Source organism: Streptomyces sp. NRRL F-6676, assembly GCF_000725625.1.
Lineage (GTDB): Bacteria > Actinomycetota > Actinomycetes > Streptomycetales > Streptomycetaceae > Streptomyces.
Window position 1 is genome coordinate 277,615 of record NZ_JOHS01000008.1, and the last position, 15,271, is coordinate 292,885.

A 15,271-nucleotide genomic window follows, 5' to 3' on the forward strand; every position below is an offset into this window, starting at 1 on the left:
TTCCGTCGGCCTGGCCTGCCGTCGTGCGGGGCGCGGTCGCGTCGGCCGGTACCGGGGCCGTGTCAGGTGACGGGGTGTCGGCCGGTACGCGGGCCGTGCCGGGTGAGTGGGCGTCGGACGGTTCGGCGGCGGGGGGTTGGGCGTCGGGGTGCCCGGTGGCGTCCGCCGACGGGGTGTCCGCCGTGGGAGGCGGGGGCTGCGGTGGGTCCTCGGCCGGGGGCCCGTCGGGTCCGTGGGGTGTGGTCACTGCGGTCGTGCTCCTCGGCTGGCGGTCGGAGAGGTCCGTGCGGCGGGCGGGGCGGTGCGGGCACCGCCCGGCCTCAGCCGGTCAGCCAGCGGCGGACGCAGGCGATCAGATCGTTGGCGTCGACCGGTTTGGTCACGTAGTCGCTCGCGCCGGACAGCAGGCTCTTCTCCCGGTCGCCGGGCATCGCCTTCGCGGTGACCGCGATGATCGGCAGATCGGCGTAGCGCGGCAGGCCGCGGATCTCCGCGGTGGCCGCGTAGCCGTCCATCTCCGGCATCATCACGTCCATCAGGACCAGGCAGACCTCCGGGTGGGCGAGCAGCGCGTCCACCCCCTTGCGGCCGTTCTCCGCGTGCAGCACCCGGAAGCCGTGCAGCTCCAGGATGCCGCTCAGGGCGAACAGATTGCGGGCGTCGTCGTCGACGACGAGGACCGTACGGCCGGCGAACGAGCCGTCCACCACCGGCGACTCCGGCTGCGGCTTCTCCGTGCGCACCAGCGGCAGTACGTCGCCCGGCTCCTCGGCCGACAGGTGCAGGGCGATGCGCTCGCGCAGCTCGTCCAGGCTGGAGAGGATCTCCAGGGCACCGCTCTCGGTGCGTCCGCGCAGCACCGGGTCCCGGTCGACGTCGACGCGCCGGCCGTTGTGGACCAGCACCGGCACGGAGGCGGGCGCCGGGTCCCCGTCGAGCGCGTCCAGGAAGCGGGAGGCCTCGTCGTCGCCCATGCCGAGGTCGAGCACCACGCAGTGGCACGGCTCGGCGGCCAGTGCCCCGGCCGCCTCCTGCGCGTCGACGGTGGTGATGATGTCGATGACCTCGCGCGGATCGGTCCCGCCGTGCCCCCGCGACAGATTGGCGACGGTGCTCTCGGCGACCAGCGTGAGCAGCCCGCGCGGCCGCTCCTCCAGGATGAGCAGCCGGCGGCGCCGCGCGGCCGGCGGCGTGGCCGTGGCCGGGGCGGGCGGCGCCTCGGACGCCTCGCCGGACCCGGCCGGCAGCGCCGCCGGCTGCGGCGCCCGGTTCAGCTCCTCGAAGTCGGCCCGGGCGACCGGCAGATACAGGGTGAACGTGCTGCCCTGCCCCGGCGTGCTCTCCACCGTCACCGCGCCGCCCAGCAGATGGGCGATCTCCCGGGTGATGGACAGACCGAGGCCCGTGCCGCCGTACTTGCGGCTGGTGGTGCCGTCCGCCTGCTGGAACGCGCCGAAGATGGTCTCCAGCTGGTGCGCGGCGATGCCGATGCCGGAGTCCTTGACGTGGAACGCCACCACGGCGCCCTCGCGGTGCACGGCGGCCGGCACGTCCTGGGCCTGCGCCGGTTCGATGCGCAGCTCCACGCTGCCCCGCTCGGTGAACTTCACCGCGTTGGACAGCAGATTGCGCAGCACCTGCCGCAGCCGGGAGTCGTCGGTGAGCAGGTCCACCGGCACACCGGGCGCGGTGGAGACCGTGAACTCCAGGCTCTTCTGGCTCGTCATCGGGCGGAACGTGGCCTCGACGTAGTCGAGCAGCCGGCGCAGCGGCACCCGCTCGGGGCTGATGTCCATCTTGCCCGCCTCGACCTTGGACAGATCGAGGATGTCGTTGATCAGTTGCAGCAGGTCCGAACCGGCGGAGTGGATGATCCCGGCGTACTCCACCTGCTTCGGCGTGAGGTTGTGCGAGGGGTTCTGCGCCAGCAACTGGGCGAGGATCAGCAGGCTGTTGAGGGGGGTGCGCAGCTCGTGGCTCATGTTGGCCAGGAACTCCGACTTGTACTTCGAGGCGAGGGAGAGCTCCTGCGCGCGGGTCTCCAGCTCCTGCCGGGCCTGCTCGATCTCCAGGTTCTTCGTCTCGATGTCCCGGTTCTGCTCGGCCAGCAGCGTGGCCTTCTCCTCCAGCTCCGCGTTGGAGCGCTGCAATTCGTCCTGCTGGACCTGCAACTCCTCGGAGCGGGCCTGGAGTTCGGTGGTGAGCCGCTGCGACTCCAGAAGCAGTTCGTCCGTACGGGCGTTGGCGACGATCGTGTTGACGTTGACGCCGACCGTCTCCATGAGCTGTTCGAGGAAGTCCTCGTGGATCTGCGTGAACCGGGTCACCGAGGCCAGTTCGATGACACCGAGCACCTGCTCCTCCACCACGATCGGCAGCACCCGCAGCGCGGTCGGCTCGGTCCGGCCGAGCCCGGAGGAGATCGTCACGTAGGCGGACGGCAGCGCGTCCACGGTGATCGCACGCCGGTTGCGCGCGGCCTGCCCGACCAGGGACCGCCCGAGGGGGATCCGCTCGGGGCGCCCGTCGTCGGCCGGGTAGCCGTAGGAGCCGATGAGTCGCAGCTCGGTGCCGCGGCCCGTCTCCTCCGCGAGGTAGAACGCGCCGTACTGGGCGGAGACCAGCGGCGTCAGCTCGTCCATGATCAGCTCGGCGACGACGGCGAGGTCCCGGTGGCCCTGCATGAGCCCCGAGATCCGGGCCAGGTTGGTCTTGAGCCAGTCCTGCTCCTGGTTGGCCCGCGTGGTCTCGCGCAGCGAGCCGACCATCGAGTTGATGTTGTCCTTGAGGTCGGCGACCTCGCCGGAGGCGTCCACGGTGATCGACCGGGTCAGATCGCCCTCGGCGACCGCGCTGGTCACCTCGGCGATGGCCCGCACCTGACGGGTGAGGTTGCCCGCCAGCTCGTTGACGTTCTCGGTGAGCCGCTTCCATGTGCCGGAGACGCCCTCCACCTCGGCCTGCCCGCCGAGCCGGCCCTCGCTGCCCACCTCGCGGGCGACCCGGGTGACCTCGGCGGCGAACGAGGAGAGCTGGTCGACCATCGTGTTGATGGTCGTCTTCAGCTCCAGGATCTCGCCCCGCGCGTCCACGTCGATCTTCTTCGACAGGTCGCCGTTGGCCACGGCGGTCGTCACCAGGGCGATGTTGCGGACCTGACCGGTCAGGTTGTTCGCCATGGAGTTGACGTTGTCGGTGAGGTCCTTCCAGGTGCCGGCCACGTTCGGGACGTGCGCCTGCCCGCCGAGCCGGCCCTCGGTGCCGACCTCGCGGGCGACCCGGGTGACCTCACCGGCGAACGCGGAGAGCGTGTCCACCATCGTGTTGATGGTGTCCGCGAGCGCCGCGACCTCGCCCTTGGCCTCCACCGTGATCTTCTGCGACAGATCGCCCTTGGCGACCGCGGTGGCCACCTGGGCGATCGAGCGGACCTGACCGGTGAGGTTCGACGCCATCACGTTGACGTTGTCGGTGAGGTCCTTCCACGTCCCCGACACCCCCCGCACCTGCGCCTGACCGCCCAGGTTGCCGGCCGTGCCGACCTCGCGGGCGACGCGGGTGACCTCGTCGGCGAAGGCCGAGAGCTGCTCGACCATCGTGTTGATGGTGTCCTTCAGGGCCAGGATCTCGCCCCGCGCGTCCACGGTGATCTTCTGCGACAGATCGCCCTTGGCGACGGCCGTGGCGACCTGGGCGATCGAGCGCACCTGGTCGGTCAGGTTCCCGGCCATGGAGTTCACCGAGTCGGTGAGGTCCCGCCAGGTGCCCCGTACGTCCTTGACGTCCGCCTGGCCGCCGAGCCGTCCGTCGGTGCCGACCTCGCGGGCGACCCGGGTGACCTCGGCGGCGAACGAGGAGAGCTGGTCGACCATCGTGTTGATGGTGCTCTTCAGCTCCAGGATCTCGCCCCGCGCGTCCACGTCGATCTTCTTCGACAGATCGCCGCGTGCCACCGCCGTCGTCACCTGGGCGATCGAACGCACCTGCGAGGTGAGGTTGCCGGCCATGTGGTTGACGGAGTCGGTCAGGTCCCGCCACACCCCGCCGACCCCGGGCACCTGCGCCTGGCCGCCGAGGCGGCCCTCGCTGCCGACCTCGCGGGCGACGCGGGTGACCTCGTCGGCGAAGGCGGAGAGCTGGTCGACCATCGTGTTGACGGTCTCCTTCAGCTCCAGGATCTCCCCGCGGGCCGGCACGTCGATCTTCTGCGACAGGTCACCCCTGGCCACCGCCGTGGCGACCTGGGCGATGTCACGGACCTGGGTGGTGAGGTTGCCGGCCATCGCGTTCACGGAGTCGGTCAGGTCCGCCCATGTGCCCGAGACGCCGGGGACCTCCGCCTGGCCGCCGAGCGTGCCCTCGGTGCCCACCTCGCGGGCCACCCTGGTGACCTCGGAGGTGAACAGGGACAGCTGGTCCACCATCCCGTTGAAGACGGTGGCGATCTCGCCGAGCAGCCCCCCGCCGTCGTCCGGCAGCCGGGTGCCGAAGTCGCCGTCCCGGACCGCCGTCAGACCGGCGAGGAGCCGGCGCAGCTCCTGGTCGCCCGAGCCACGGCTCGTGGTCTCGTCCGTCGCCCTGCTCATGCCCACCCTCGTCCCGCTCTCCAGGAGCCGCCGGCCATGGCGTACGAACGCAGCGGGGCCGGGGTGGGGATCGCCCGTCCGGCTCCGAGGGTTCCCCGCCGTACCGGCGATCCGCCTCATGAGAAATACGCGGCAGGCTAACCCACTTTCCCGAAGGGCAACAAAGTGTTCGCGGGGAGCACGCGCCGACCCGGGCGCCGGTTTCCGCGGGGGGCGGCGGGGCACTCGCGGGACAGGCCGTGGGGACGGCGCGGGCCGTCGCGTGACCCGGTGCAGGGAGGGAGAACAGCGACGTGCGTACGGTCGGCGTGGAGGAGGAGCTTCTCCTGGTGGATCCGGAGAGCGGGGAGCCGCGCGCCCTGGCGGCCGCGGTGCTGGCCCGCGCCGCGCACGACGCCGGGGGCGGGGACGACGTCTTCGAGAAGGAACTCCAGTCCCAGATGCTGGAGTTCGCCACGCACCCGCAGTCGGACATGGAGGCGCTCGGCGCGGAGATCCTGCGCTGCCGCAAGGAGGCGGCCCGGCATGCCGGGGACGTGGGCGCGGTGGTCGCCGCGCTGGCGACGTCACCGCTGCCGGTCACCCCGCAGCTCACCGTGAACAGCCGCTACCAGTGGATGGCGGAGGAGTTCGGGCTGCTGCCCCGGGAACAGCTCGTGTGCGGCTGCCATGTTCATGTGGCGGTCGACTCGGACGACGAGGCGGTCGCGGTCCTCGACCGCGTCCGGCCGTGGCTGCCCGTGCTGACCGCGCTCAGCGCCAACTCGCCCTTCTGGCAGGGCAGGGACAGCCGCTACGCCAGCTATCGCAGCCGGGTGTGGGCACGCTGGCCCATGGCGGGGCCCACCGCGCTGTTCGGCTCCGCCGAGGGGTACCACCGGCTGGTCGGCGACATGGTCGCCACCGGGGTGCTGCGGGACGAGGGGATGGTCTACTTCGACGCCCGGCTCTCCCGGACGTACCCCACGGTGGAGATCCGGGTCTCGGACGTCTGCCTGGACCCGTCCACGACCGTGCTCGTCGCCACGCTGGCGCGCGGGCTGGTCGAGACGGCGGCGCGGGAGGCGGCCGCGGGGGTCGAGCCGGTGCCGCACGACGTGAGCCTGATGCGGCTGGCGGCGTGGCGGGCCGCGCGGTCGGGCGCCGAGGGCGAGCTCCTCGACCCGGTGACGATGCGGCCGCGGCCGGTAGCGGACGTGGTGGGGGCGCTGCTGGACCACGTGGGCGCGGCCCTGGAGGAGACGGGCGACGCGGAACGGGCGCGCGAGGCGGCGGCGGGGGTGCTGCGGGAGGGGAACGGCGCGGTGGTGCAGCGGAGGCTGCTGGAGGAGAGGGGCAGCCTGGGCGACGTGGTCGCGGAGTGCGTACGGCGGACGCAGGGCTGAAGGGACGCCCGCACGGGCGGAAAACGCCCGCACGGGCGGAAAAAAAAGGGGGGAGCCTCGGCTGGACGGGGGAGACCAGCCGAGGCCGTTCGTGGTGGCCGGGGGCCACATGTTGGTGAACGGTAAAGCATTGGCCAGGGTTCCGGTATCCGGGAAGAGCGCGGTGTGACCTGTGCCACGTTTCGCACGCGGCTTCGCCGCCGGGGCCGGTGCAGTAGTGTGACCGGAGAAGTTACGTCCAGGGAGGTCATGGCGTGGGCGATGTCTCCCCTCAGGCGGCGGACGGCGGCTGGCCGAAGCTCGCCGACCGGCTCGCGGCGATGGCACGGGACCTGCTGGCGCAGGAGTCCGTGCAGGACACCGTCGACCGCATCTCCGCCCACGCGGTCGCGCTGATCGACGGCTGCGACGTGGCCGGGATCCTCACCCTGCGGCGCAGGGCCGTACGGACGATCTCCGCCACCGACGACGTGGTGCGCGCCTCGGACGCCGTGCAGGGTGAGCTGCGGGAGGGGCCCTGCTTCGACGCGGTCACCCTCGAGGGGGCGGTGCAGCACATCCCCGATCTGCGGGACGCGGGGGAGTCCTGGCCGCGCTTCGCGCCGCGCGCCGTCGAACTCGGACTGCGCAGTGCCATGGGGTTCCGGCTGTTCGACCGGCACAACACGCTGGGTGCGCTGAACGTGTACTCGTACAAGCCGAACGCCTTCACCCACCAGGACGAACACGTGGGCTGGCTGCTCGCCTCGCACGCCGCGGTCGCCTTCGCGCACGCCCGTACCGAGGACCAGTTGCAGACGGCGCTGCAATCGCGGGACGAGATCGGCCAGGCGATCGGCATCGTGCGGGAGCGGTTCAACCTGGGGCAGGACCAGGCGTTCTCCGTGCTGAAGCGGACCTCCCAGGACCTCAACATCAAGCTGCGGGAGATCGCCGAGAAGATCATCCGGGGCGAGGAACTGCCGCGCTGAGCGCCCCCGGCGGGCGGCGCACCGAGGTGTGGCGGGCGGGGCCGCCTCCGGCGGGCCCCGCCCGGTTCCCTCACTCCTCCGGTGCCGGCACCCGGCCGGGTTCCTGTTCCTCCTCCGAGGGCAGGAACGGCGTGATCATGTACCGGTAGACGGCGGCGCCCAGGATGCCGCCGATCAGCGGCCCGACGATGGGCACCCAGAAATAGAGATCGCCGTACTGATCCCGCCAGGCCGAGCCGTAGCCGGTGAGGTAGCTGGCCAGGCGGGGGCCCAGGTCACGGGCGGGGTTGATGGCGTATCCGGCGTCGGTGCCCCAGGCCATGCCGATCGCCACGACCACGAGACCGATGATGAACGGGGCCATGTTGGCGCCCGGGGGCGTGTTCAGCAGGTCGGTGATGGCGAAGATCAGGAGCAGCAGGATGGCCGTGCCGATGATCTGGTCCCGCAGCGCCCCCCACTCGCTCACCGGGAACGTGCCGTTGCCGGGCAGGGTGGAGAACACGATCTGCGTCTTGAGGGTGTGGCCGGGGTCGGCCTTGCCGAGGACCTCCGTGTAGTTCCACCGCACGAGCAGCGCGGCGATGAAGGCACCCAGCGTCTGGGCGAGGGAGTAGGGGATGACCTTGCGCCAGGAGAAGCCCTTGAAGCAGGCCAGGGCCACTGTCACGGCCGGGTTGAGATGGGCACCGCTGAGCCTGGCGGCCACGTAGACGCCCAGCGTGACGCCGAGGCCCCACGCCCAGGCGATGCTGTCGTGATCGCCGACTCCCGCGGCCACGACCTGCGCGACCACGCCGCAGCCGAAGAGGATGAGGATCAGGGTGCCCAGGAACTCCGCGGCCAGTTCACCCGCCAGTCCCCGCCCGGATGTTCGCTGTGCCATAGGGGCGCCGCCTTTCGCCGGAAACCATGGTCTTGTTCTGTGTCAGTGTCCGCTCAACTCCCCGGTGGTGCATCCGCGTATGCGGCGACCAATTCGCCTCGACCGCTCCTTTACTCTCGGGTAACCACTCGCGTCCCGTAGGAGGAACCGTGTCCCACCGCTCGCCCCTGCTGCTCGCCGGCCTGCTGGCCACCGCCGGAGCCGCCCACTTCGCCCGGCCCCGGAGCTTCGACGCGATCGTCCCCCGCGCCCTGCCGGGGCCGGCCCGGGCCTGGACGTACGCCAGTGGTGTGGCGGAGCTGGCACTGGCGGCCGGGGTGGCGCTGCCCAGGACCCGGCGGCGTGCGGCGCTGGCGACGGCCGCGTTCTTCGTGGGGGTGTTCCCGGCCAACGTGAAGATGGCCGTCGACTGGCGCGACAAGCCGGGGCCGCTGCGGGCCGCGGCCCTCGGCCGGCTGCCGGTGCAGGTGCCGTTGGTGTGGTGGGCGCGGGGGGTCGCGAAGGGCGCCTGAGCGGGCGCAATCTGTCGAACAAAATTGTTGACAATCTTGTTTGGATAGATTTACGTTCGACAGGCACTCATTCAGGGAGGGCACATGCCGAACGAGGCCCGGCCGGGCACCGGGGAGCAGGCCAAACAGCTCGCGCTGACGAAGCTGCGGCAGGCGATCCTGCGCGGCGAGATGGCTCCGGCACAGCGGCTGGTGGAGAACGAACTGGCCGAGGAGTTCGGGGTCACCCGGGCCAGCATCCGGGCGGCACTGATCGATCTGGCCTCGGAGGGCCTCGTCGAACGGATCCGCAACCGCGGGTCCCGGGTGCGGGTGGTGTCGGTGGAGGAGGCCGTCGCCATCACCGAGTGCCGGATGGTGCTGGAGGGGCTGTGCGCGGCCAAGGCGGCCGTCATGGCCACCGACGAGCAGCTCGGTGAACTGGCCGAGCTGGGCGAGGCGATGACCAAGGCCGTCGCCGCCGGCGAGCCCCTGACCTACTCGGAGCTCAACGCCGAACTGCACAGCCGCATCCGGCAGATCTCCGGCCAGCAGGTGGCCGTCGAACTGCTGGACAGGCTCAACGCCCAGCTGGTGCGGCACCGCTTCCAGCTGGCGCTGCGCCCAGGGCGTCCGCAGCAGTCCCTGAACGAGCACCTGGCCATGGTCGAGGCGATCCGGGCCAGGGACCCGAAGGCGGCCGACGCGGCCGTCCGCGCCCACCTCAGCAGCGTGATCGAGGCCTACCGCCACGACTGACGCCGGGGGGCGCGCCCATCTGTCCACCGAGGAGATCGCAGCATGACCCACGGCAACGCGCCCGCCGTTCCCCCCTCCACCGCCCCCGCCGGGGCGGTCCCCGCCCGTGGCACGGGGGAGGCGGCATGAGCGGAGTGATCGTCACCGGGCCGCCGAAGGCCGCGGCGAAGGACGTCGACGCGCTCGCCGGGTACGGCGTGGCCACCGTGCACGAGGCGATGGGCCGCACCGGTCTGCTCGGCACCCACCTGCGCCCCGTCCAGCAGGACACCCGGGTCGCGGGCACCGCCGTGACGGTGCTCTCGTGGCCCGGCGACAATCTCATGATCCACGCGGCGGTCGAACAGTGCGGCGAGGGCGACCTGCTGGTCGTCACCACCACCTCGCCCTCCACCGACGGCATGTTCGGCGAGCTGTTCGCCACCGCGCTCCAGCGGCGCGGGGTGCGCGGCCTGGTCATCAACGCCGGCATCCGCGACACCGCCGAACTGCGCGCCATGGACTTCCCCGCCTGGGCCGCCGCCGTCAGCCCGCAGGGCACCGTCAAGGCCACCGGCGGCTCCGTCAACGTCCCCGTCGCCATCGGCGGCCAGGTGGTGCGTCCCGGCGACGTGATCCTCGCCGACGACGACGGCGTGGTGTGCGTACCGCGCGAGCGCGCCCGGCAGGCCGCCGAGGCGTCCGAGGCCCGCGAACGCAAGGAGGCCGCCTCCCGCGCCGCCTTCCAGGAAGGACAGCTCGGGCTCGACCGCTACGGACTGCGCGAGACCCTCTCGCGGCTCGGGGTGCGCTACCAGTCCCACGAGGAGTACGCCCGTACGGGGGAGGAGGCATGACCGGCCACGACGAACTCCGCTGCATGCTCATGCGCGGCGGCACCTCCAAGGGCGCCTACTTCCTCGCCGGCGACCTCCCCGCCGACCCGGCCGCGCGGGACGACCTGCTGCTGCGCGTCATGGGCAGCCCCGACCCCCGGCAGATCGACGGCCTGGGCGGCGCACATCCACTGACCAGCAAGGTCGCCGTCGTCTCCGCCTCCGAGCACCCCGGGGCGGACGTCGACTACCTGTTCCTCCAGGTCGGCGTGGACGCCCCCGAGGTGTCCGACCGGCAGAACTGCGGCAACCTGCTCGCCGGGGTCGGCCCCTTCGCCGTCGAACGCGGACTCGTGCCCGCCGGGGAGACGGAGACCTCGGTCCGCATCCGCATGGTCAACAGCGACGACCTCGCCACCGCGACCTTCCCGACCCCCGGCGGCCGCGTCGACTACACCGGCGACGCCGAGATCTCCGGCGTCCCCGGCACCGCGGCGGCCGTGGTGATCGAGTTCCCGCCGGGCGGCAGCCCCCTGCTGCCCACCGGCAACGTCCGGGACACGATCGCCGGCACCGAGGTCACCTGCGTCGACAACGGCATGCCGACGGTCCTGCTCGCCGCCTCCGATCTGAAGATCACCGGCTACGAGGCACCCGAGGAGCTGGAGGAGGACCTCGCCCTCACCGACCGGCTGCGGGAGATCCGCCTGGCAGCGGGCCGGCTGATGGGGCTCGGCGACGTGGAGCACACCACCGTGCCCAAGCTGACGCTGCTCGCCCCGCCCCGCGACGGCGGCGCCGTGACCACCCGGACCTTCATCCCCGTGCGCTGCCACACCTCCATCGGTGTGCTCGGCGCCGCCAGCGTCGGCGCCGGACTGCGCATCGGGGGCGCCGTCGGCCACGACCTGGCCCGGCTGCCCGACGGGGACCGGCTGCGCATCGAGCACCCCACCGGTTTCCTCGACATCGAGACCAGCGTCGCCGACGGCGCCGGGGGAGCCCTCCCGGTGGCCCGGCGCACCGCCGTCGTCCGCACCGCCCGCAAGCTCTTCGACGGCACGGTGTTCCCCCGGTCCGCCGGCACCGCCCCCGTCCGCCACGCACAAGGAGAAGACGGATGACTCCGCCGCTGGGAGACATCGCCCACCTCGGGCATGTCGAACTGCTCACCCCCGACCTCGACGCCAGCCTCGCCTTCTTCACCGACTACCTCGGGCTGACCGTCAACGGGCAGGAGGGCGACAAGGTCTACCTGCGCACCTTCGACGACTACGAGCACCACAGCCTGGTCCTCGTCGCCCACGAGAAGGCGGGCATGCGCCGCACCGCCCTGCGCACCTCCAGCGAGGAGGCGCTGCACCGCCGGGTGAAGGAACTGGAGGCGGCCGGTCACCAGGGCCGCTGGACCGAGGACGAACCCGGCCTCGGCCGGATCTACGTCACCGCCGACCCCGACGGCCACGAGATCGCCCTCTACTGGGAGTCCGAGTACTACCGGGCCCCCGAGCACCTCACCCCCGGCCTCAAGAACCAGCCGCAGGCCAAGCCGGGGCACGGGGTGGGCGTACGGCGCCTGGACCACGTCAACTTCCTCGGCGCCGACGTGGCCGCCAACGCCGACTTCCACCAACACGTGCTCGGCGCCCGGCCCACCGAGCAGATCCGCCTCGACAACGGCCGGATCGCCGCGAAGTGGCTGACGTACACCAACAAGTCGTACGACGTCGTCTACACCGAGGACTGGACCGGCTCGCAGGGCAGGCTGCACCACATCGCGTTCGCCACCGACACCCGCGAGGACATCCTGCGCGCGGCCGATCTCGCCCTGGACACCGGGGTGTTCATCGAGACCGGCCCGCACAAGCACGCCATCCAGCAGACGTTCTTCCTCTACGTCTACGAGCCCGGCGGCAACCGGATCGAGCTGTGCAACCCGCTCACCCGCCTCGTGCTGGCCCCCGACTGGCCGCTGATCACCTGGACCGAGGCCGAGCGCGGGAAGGGCCAGGCCTGGGGCCTGAAGACCATCGAGTCCTTCCACACCCACGGCACGCCGGTCGTCGACTGAGCGGACCGGCGGGGGTTGCGGGGACGGTCGAGGCCGCGGGAGACGGCCGAGGGGGTGGGGCGCGCCACGGGGGCGCCCCACCCCCTCGGCCGTGCGTCGTCCGGGGCTGGTCGAGGAAATCGGCACCCAGGTCGTTGCTGTGATTGTTGACGAAAACGTTGACACTTTCTGACGGTCAACTTAGCGTCTAGCCACCAACGGGTCGGCCGCTGTCAGCCGCAACGATCCGCGTCAGATCCCCTCCAGGGGCGCTCGCCCCCTGGACGAGAGGAAAACAACGATGTCCTCCTCACCCACCGCCGTGTCGTCCCGCGGGAGCAGACTGGCCCTCCTCGTCGTCGGCCTGTGCTGGGTGGCCGTCCTCTTCGACGGCCTCGACATGTTCATCTACGGCTCGGTGCTGCCGCACATGCTCGACGAGCACGCCCTCGGCCTCACCTCCGGCCAGGCCGGTGACCTGGGCAGCTACGCCACGTTCGGCATGCTCGTCGGCGCCCTCGCGGCCGGTACGGTCTCCGACCGGGTCGGCCGAAGGAAGCTGATGATCGGCTGCGTCACGCTCTTCTCGCTCGCCTCCGGCCTGTGCGCGGTCTCCGGCGGCGTCGCCGTCTTCGGCCTCGGCCGCACCCTGGCCGGCATCGGCCTCGGCGGGCTGCTGCCGACCGCGATCAGCATGGTCTCCGACTACGCCCCGCGCGGCCGGGGCGCCCTCACCATCGGCCTGCTGATGACCGCCCACCACGCCGGCGGCATCCTCTCCGCCTACGTGGCCCTGTGGATCGTCGAACCGCTCGGCTGGCGTGCGGCGTTCTGGGTCTGCGTGGTGCCGCTGCTCTTCGTGCCGGTGCTCGCCAAGGTCATGCCGGAGTCGCTGAGCTTCCTCGTCGCCCAGGGCCGCACCGAGGAGGCCGGGGCGCTGGCCCGCCGCTTCGAGGTCGAGCTGCCCGCCGCCGCGTCCGGCCGCTCGGTCGCCGGCGAGCGCTGGGCCGCCTTCTTCAACCTCTTCCGCGGTGGCGAGTGGATCCAGACGCTGCTGTACTGGCTCGCCTCCTTCGGCGGGCTGCTGCTCGTCTACGGTGTCGCCACCTGGCTGCCCACCCTGATGCGGAGCGAGGGGTACGAGCTGGGGTCCGCGCTGACGTTCGTGGTGCTGTTCAACCTCGGCGGGATCGTCGGCATGCTGGTGGCGGGGCGGGCCTCCGACCGGTTCGGGGCGCCGCGCGTCTCCGCACTCTGGTTCGCGCTGACCGCGGCGGGGGTGTTCCTGCTCAGCGTCCACATGCCGCTGGCGCTGACGTTCGTGGTGGTCTTCCTGACCGGGGTGTTCCTCAACAGCGCCCAGACGATGATCTACGCGACGGTGTCGATCCGGTCCAGTGCGGCGAACCGGGCCACCGCGGTGGGGTGGACGTCGGGGATGGGGCGGTTCGGGGCGGTGTTCGGGCCCTGGCTGGGCGGGCAGCTGCTCGCGGCGGACCGCGGCGACTGGGGCTTCACGGCGTTCGCCCTGGCGGGCGCGGCGTCGATGGTGTTCATCGGGGCGGCGGCGCTGCGGAGCGCCAGGCCGACGCGCCCCGACACGGCGAGGCCCCTGGCGACCACGGCCTGAGTTCTCCGCCCCCGCCGCCTTTCGACCCCATTGCGCAGTTCCCCGCATCCCTGATCCAGCGGCGCGGGGAACTGCGCAATCCTTTCGGGGGTTTGGGGGCTTGCCCCCGGGGAGGGAAGGGGAAGGGGCGGCGGGGGCGGAAGAAATCCCCCCGCCCCGCACCACCTCCGCGGTCCACGTACCACTCGTACAGCACGAGACTCCCCGGCACCCCCACCTCCGCATGCGTGCTCGCCGACGTCACCCCCGAGTCGTCCACCTGCCCTCCGGAGGGTTCCGGGACGCCGGGACGGCGTACAACGAGCAGGGAGAGGAAGTCCCGCGCTTCTCCACCCGCGTCAAGACGGTCGCCGTCCACTCCGGCGTCCGGGACCGCGGCGGGAGCGGCACCAACAGAGAGGAGGCTGCCGATGGCTGACGAGACGATCGGCATCGTCGGCGCCGGCATCGTGGGTCTGGCCACCGGACGCCACATCGCCCTGAGCCGCCCCGGCACCCGTGTGGTCGTCCTGGAGAAGGAGTCGCAGGTCGCCGTCCACCAGACCGGCCACAACTCCGGTGTGGTGCACGCCGGTATCTACTACGCGCCCGGCAGCCTCAAGGCCGGCCTGACCGTGCGGGGCGTGGCCCTGCTGCGCGAGTACTGCCAGGACCGGAAGCTGCCGTACGAGGAGATCGGCAAGCTCGTCATGGCGGTCCGCCAGGACGAACTGGGCCGGATGGAGAACCTCTACGAGCGGGCCAGGAACAACCACGTGCCCGAGCTGCGCAAGGTCTCCAGGGAGGAGATCAAGGAGATCGAGCCGCACGCCGGCGGTCTCGCCGCCCTGCACTCCCCGCGCACCGCCATCACCGACTACCCGGCGGTCGCACGGGAGTTCGCCAGGGACATCGAGGCGGCGGGCGGCGAGGTACGGCTCGGCTTCCCGGTCACGTCGCTCACCCACGTCCCCGGCGGCATCGAGGTGGCCTCCGGACAGGAGAGGGTGCGCGTCGACCGGCTGGTGCTCTGCGCCGGGCTGCATTCCGACTCCGTCGCCCGGCTCGCGCAGGACAGGAAGGAGCCGCGGATCATCCCGTTCCGGGGCGAGTACATGCTCCTCAGACCCGAGCGGGCGCACCTCGTGCGCGGGCTCATCTACCCGGTGCCCGACCCCCGTTACCCGTTCCTCGGCGTGCACTTCACCCCGCGCGTCGACGGCTCGGTCGAGGTCGGCCCCAACGCGGTCCTCGCGCTGGCCCGGGAGGGCTACAAGCTCTCCCAGGTCTCCCCGCGGGACCTGGCGCGGCTCGCGGCCTACCCGGGGTCCTGGCGGATGGCCGCCCGGCACTGGCGGACCGGCATCAAGGAGTACCGCGGCTCGCTGTCCCGGACGGCCTTCATGAGGGACGCGGGCCACTACGTGCCCGGGGTCGGCGTCGCCGACGTCGTCCGCGGCGGCGCCGGCGTGCGCGCCCAGGCGCTGGACCCCGACGGCACCCTCGTGGACGACTTCCGCATCCACCGGGTGGGCCGGATCACCGCTGTGCGCAACGCGCCCTCGCCCGCCGCGACGGCCTCCATGGCGATCGCCGAGCACCTCACCGAGGCCGTCTTCACCGACGCCTGACGACGTCCCGGACGAGGCCGGACCGGGACCTCCTGACAGCTCCGGCCGAGGGGGACCGGAGGACCGGCGGTCGTGGCGCCAGCGGCCG

At 72.1% G+C, this 15,271-nt stretch carries 11 protein-coding genes; 9 read left to right on the top strand and 2 right to left on the bottom strand.

The window, feature by feature from the left end; genetic code table 11:
* Positions 1-320: 320 nt before the first annotated feature.
* Positions 321-4,586 (bottom strand): HAMP domain-containing protein, encoded by a 4,266-nt coding sequence (locus IO29_RS08000; RefSeq protein WP_030378025.1) that lies wholly within the window; start codon positions 4,584-4,586, stop codon positions 321-323.
* A 293-nt stretch (positions 4,587-4,879) separates the two neighbouring features.
* On the opposite strand from IO29_RS08000, the gene IO29_RS08005 reads away from it, so the two are divergent.
* On the top strand, positions 4,880-5,971 hold the full coding sequence (locus IO29_RS08005) for a glutamate--cysteine ligase 2 (RefSeq protein WP_030378026.1): 1,092 nt from the start codon (positions 4,880-4,882) through the stop codon (positions 5,969-5,971).
* A 320-nt stretch (positions 5,972-6,291) separates the two neighbouring features.
* A complete protein-coding gene (locus IO29_RS08010) occupies positions 6,292-6,942 on the top strand; it encodes a GAF and ANTAR domain-containing protein (RefSeq protein ID WP_051707643.1) in 651 nt (216 codons plus the stop codon).
* 70 nt (positions 6,943-7,012) lie between these two features.
* On the opposite strand, the gene IO29_RS08015 is transcribed toward IO29_RS08010, so the two are convergent.
* On the bottom strand, positions 7,013-7,828 hold the full coding sequence (locus IO29_RS08015) for an MIP/aquaporin family protein (protein WP_030378028.1): 816 nt from the start codon (positions 7,826-7,828) through the stop codon (positions 7,013-7,015).
* A 149-nt stretch (positions 7,829-7,977) separates the two neighbouring features.
* On the opposite strand from IO29_RS08015, the gene IO29_RS08020 reads away from it, so the two are divergent.
* The 7 genes from IO29_RS08020 to lhgO all read left to right on the top strand — a co-directional run bounded on the left by IO29_RS08020 (position 7,978) and on the right by lhgO (position 15,183).
* On the top strand, positions 7,978-8,340 hold the full coding sequence (locus IO29_RS08020) for a DoxX family protein (RefSeq protein ID WP_030378029.1): 363 nt from the start codon (positions 7,978-7,980) through the stop codon (positions 8,338-8,340).
* Between the two features lie 84 nt (positions 8,341-8,424).
* Entirely contained in the window at positions 8,425-9,078 is a 654-nt protein-coding gene (locus IO29_RS08025) for a GntR family transcriptional regulator (RefSeq protein ID WP_030378030.1), read from the top strand.
* 125 nt (positions 9,079-9,203) lie between these two features.
* Positions 9,204-9,914: a 4-carboxy-4-hydroxy-2-oxoadipate aldolase/oxaloacetate decarboxylase gene (locus tag IO29_RS08030; RefSeq protein ID WP_030378031.1), complete on the top strand. Its 711-nt coding sequence runs from the start codon at positions 9,204-9,206 to the stop codon at positions 9,912-9,914.
* A complete protein-coding gene (locus IO29_RS08035) occupies positions 9,911-11,017 on the top strand; it encodes a 4-oxalomesaconate tautomerase (protein ID WP_030378032.1) in 1,107 nt (368 codons plus the stop codon). The genes IO29_RS08030 and IO29_RS08035 overlap by 4 nt, the downstream gene beginning before the upstream one ends.
* Positions 11,014-11,964 (top strand): catechol 2,3-dioxygenase, encoded by a 951-nt coding sequence (locus IO29_RS08040; RefSeq protein ID WP_030378033.1) that lies wholly within the window; start codon positions 11,014-11,016, stop codon positions 11,962-11,964. The genes IO29_RS08035 and IO29_RS08040 overlap by 4 nt, the downstream gene beginning before the upstream one ends.
* A gap of 280 nt (positions 11,965-12,244) precedes the next feature.
* A complete protein-coding gene (locus IO29_RS08045) occupies positions 12,245-13,573 on the top strand; it encodes an MFS transporter (protein WP_030378034.1) in 1,329 nt (442 codons plus the stop codon).
* A 410-nt stretch (positions 13,574-13,983) separates the two neighbouring features.
* Positions 13,984-15,183 (top strand): L-2-hydroxyglutarate oxidase, encoded by a 1,200-nt coding sequence (lhgO, locus tag IO29_RS08050; RefSeq protein WP_030378035.1) that lies wholly within the window; start codon positions 13,984-13,986, stop codon positions 15,181-15,183.
* Positions 15,184-15,271: the final 88 nt, after the last annotated feature.

What these genes read in the sequence shown, in the direction of transcription:
- IO29_RS08030 (WP_030378031.1), top strand. Translation starts at nt 9,204, where the DNA reads ATGAGCGGAGTGATCGTCACCGGGCCGCCGAAGGCCGCGGCGAAGGAC.
- IO29_RS08040 (WP_030378033.1), top strand. Translation starts at nt 11,014, where the DNA reads ATGACTCCGCCGCTGGGAGACATCGCCCACCTCGGGCATGTCGAACTG.
- IO29_RS08010 (WP_051707643.1), top strand. Translation starts at nt 6,292, where the DNA reads ATGGCACGGGACCTGCTGGCGCAGGAGTCCGTGCAGGACACCGTCGAC.
- IO29_RS08015 (WP_030378028.1), bottom strand. Translation starts at nt 7,828, where the DNA reads ATGGCACAGCGAACATCCGGGCGGGGACTGGCGGGTGAACTGGCCGCG.
- IO29_RS08045 (WP_030378034.1), top strand. Translation starts at nt 12,245, where the DNA reads ATGTCCTCCTCACCCACCGCCGTGTCGTCCCGCGGGAGCAGACTGGCC.
- IO29_RS08025 (WP_030378030.1), top strand. Translation starts at nt 8,425, where the DNA reads ATGCCGAACGAGGCCCGGCCGGGCACCGGGGAGCAGGCCAAACAGCTC.
- IO29_RS08000 (WP_030378025.1), bottom strand. Translation starts at nt 4,586, where the DNA reads ATGAGCAGGGCGACGGACGAGACCACGAGCCGTGGCTCGGGCGACCAG.
- lhgO (WP_030378035.1), top strand. Translation starts at nt 13,984, where the DNA reads ATGGCTGACGAGACGATCGGCATCGTCGGCGCCGGCATCGTGGGTCTG.
- IO29_RS08035 (WP_030378032.1), top strand. Translation starts at nt 9,911, where the DNA reads ATGACCGGCCACGACGAACTCCGCTGCATGCTCATGCGCGGCGGCACC.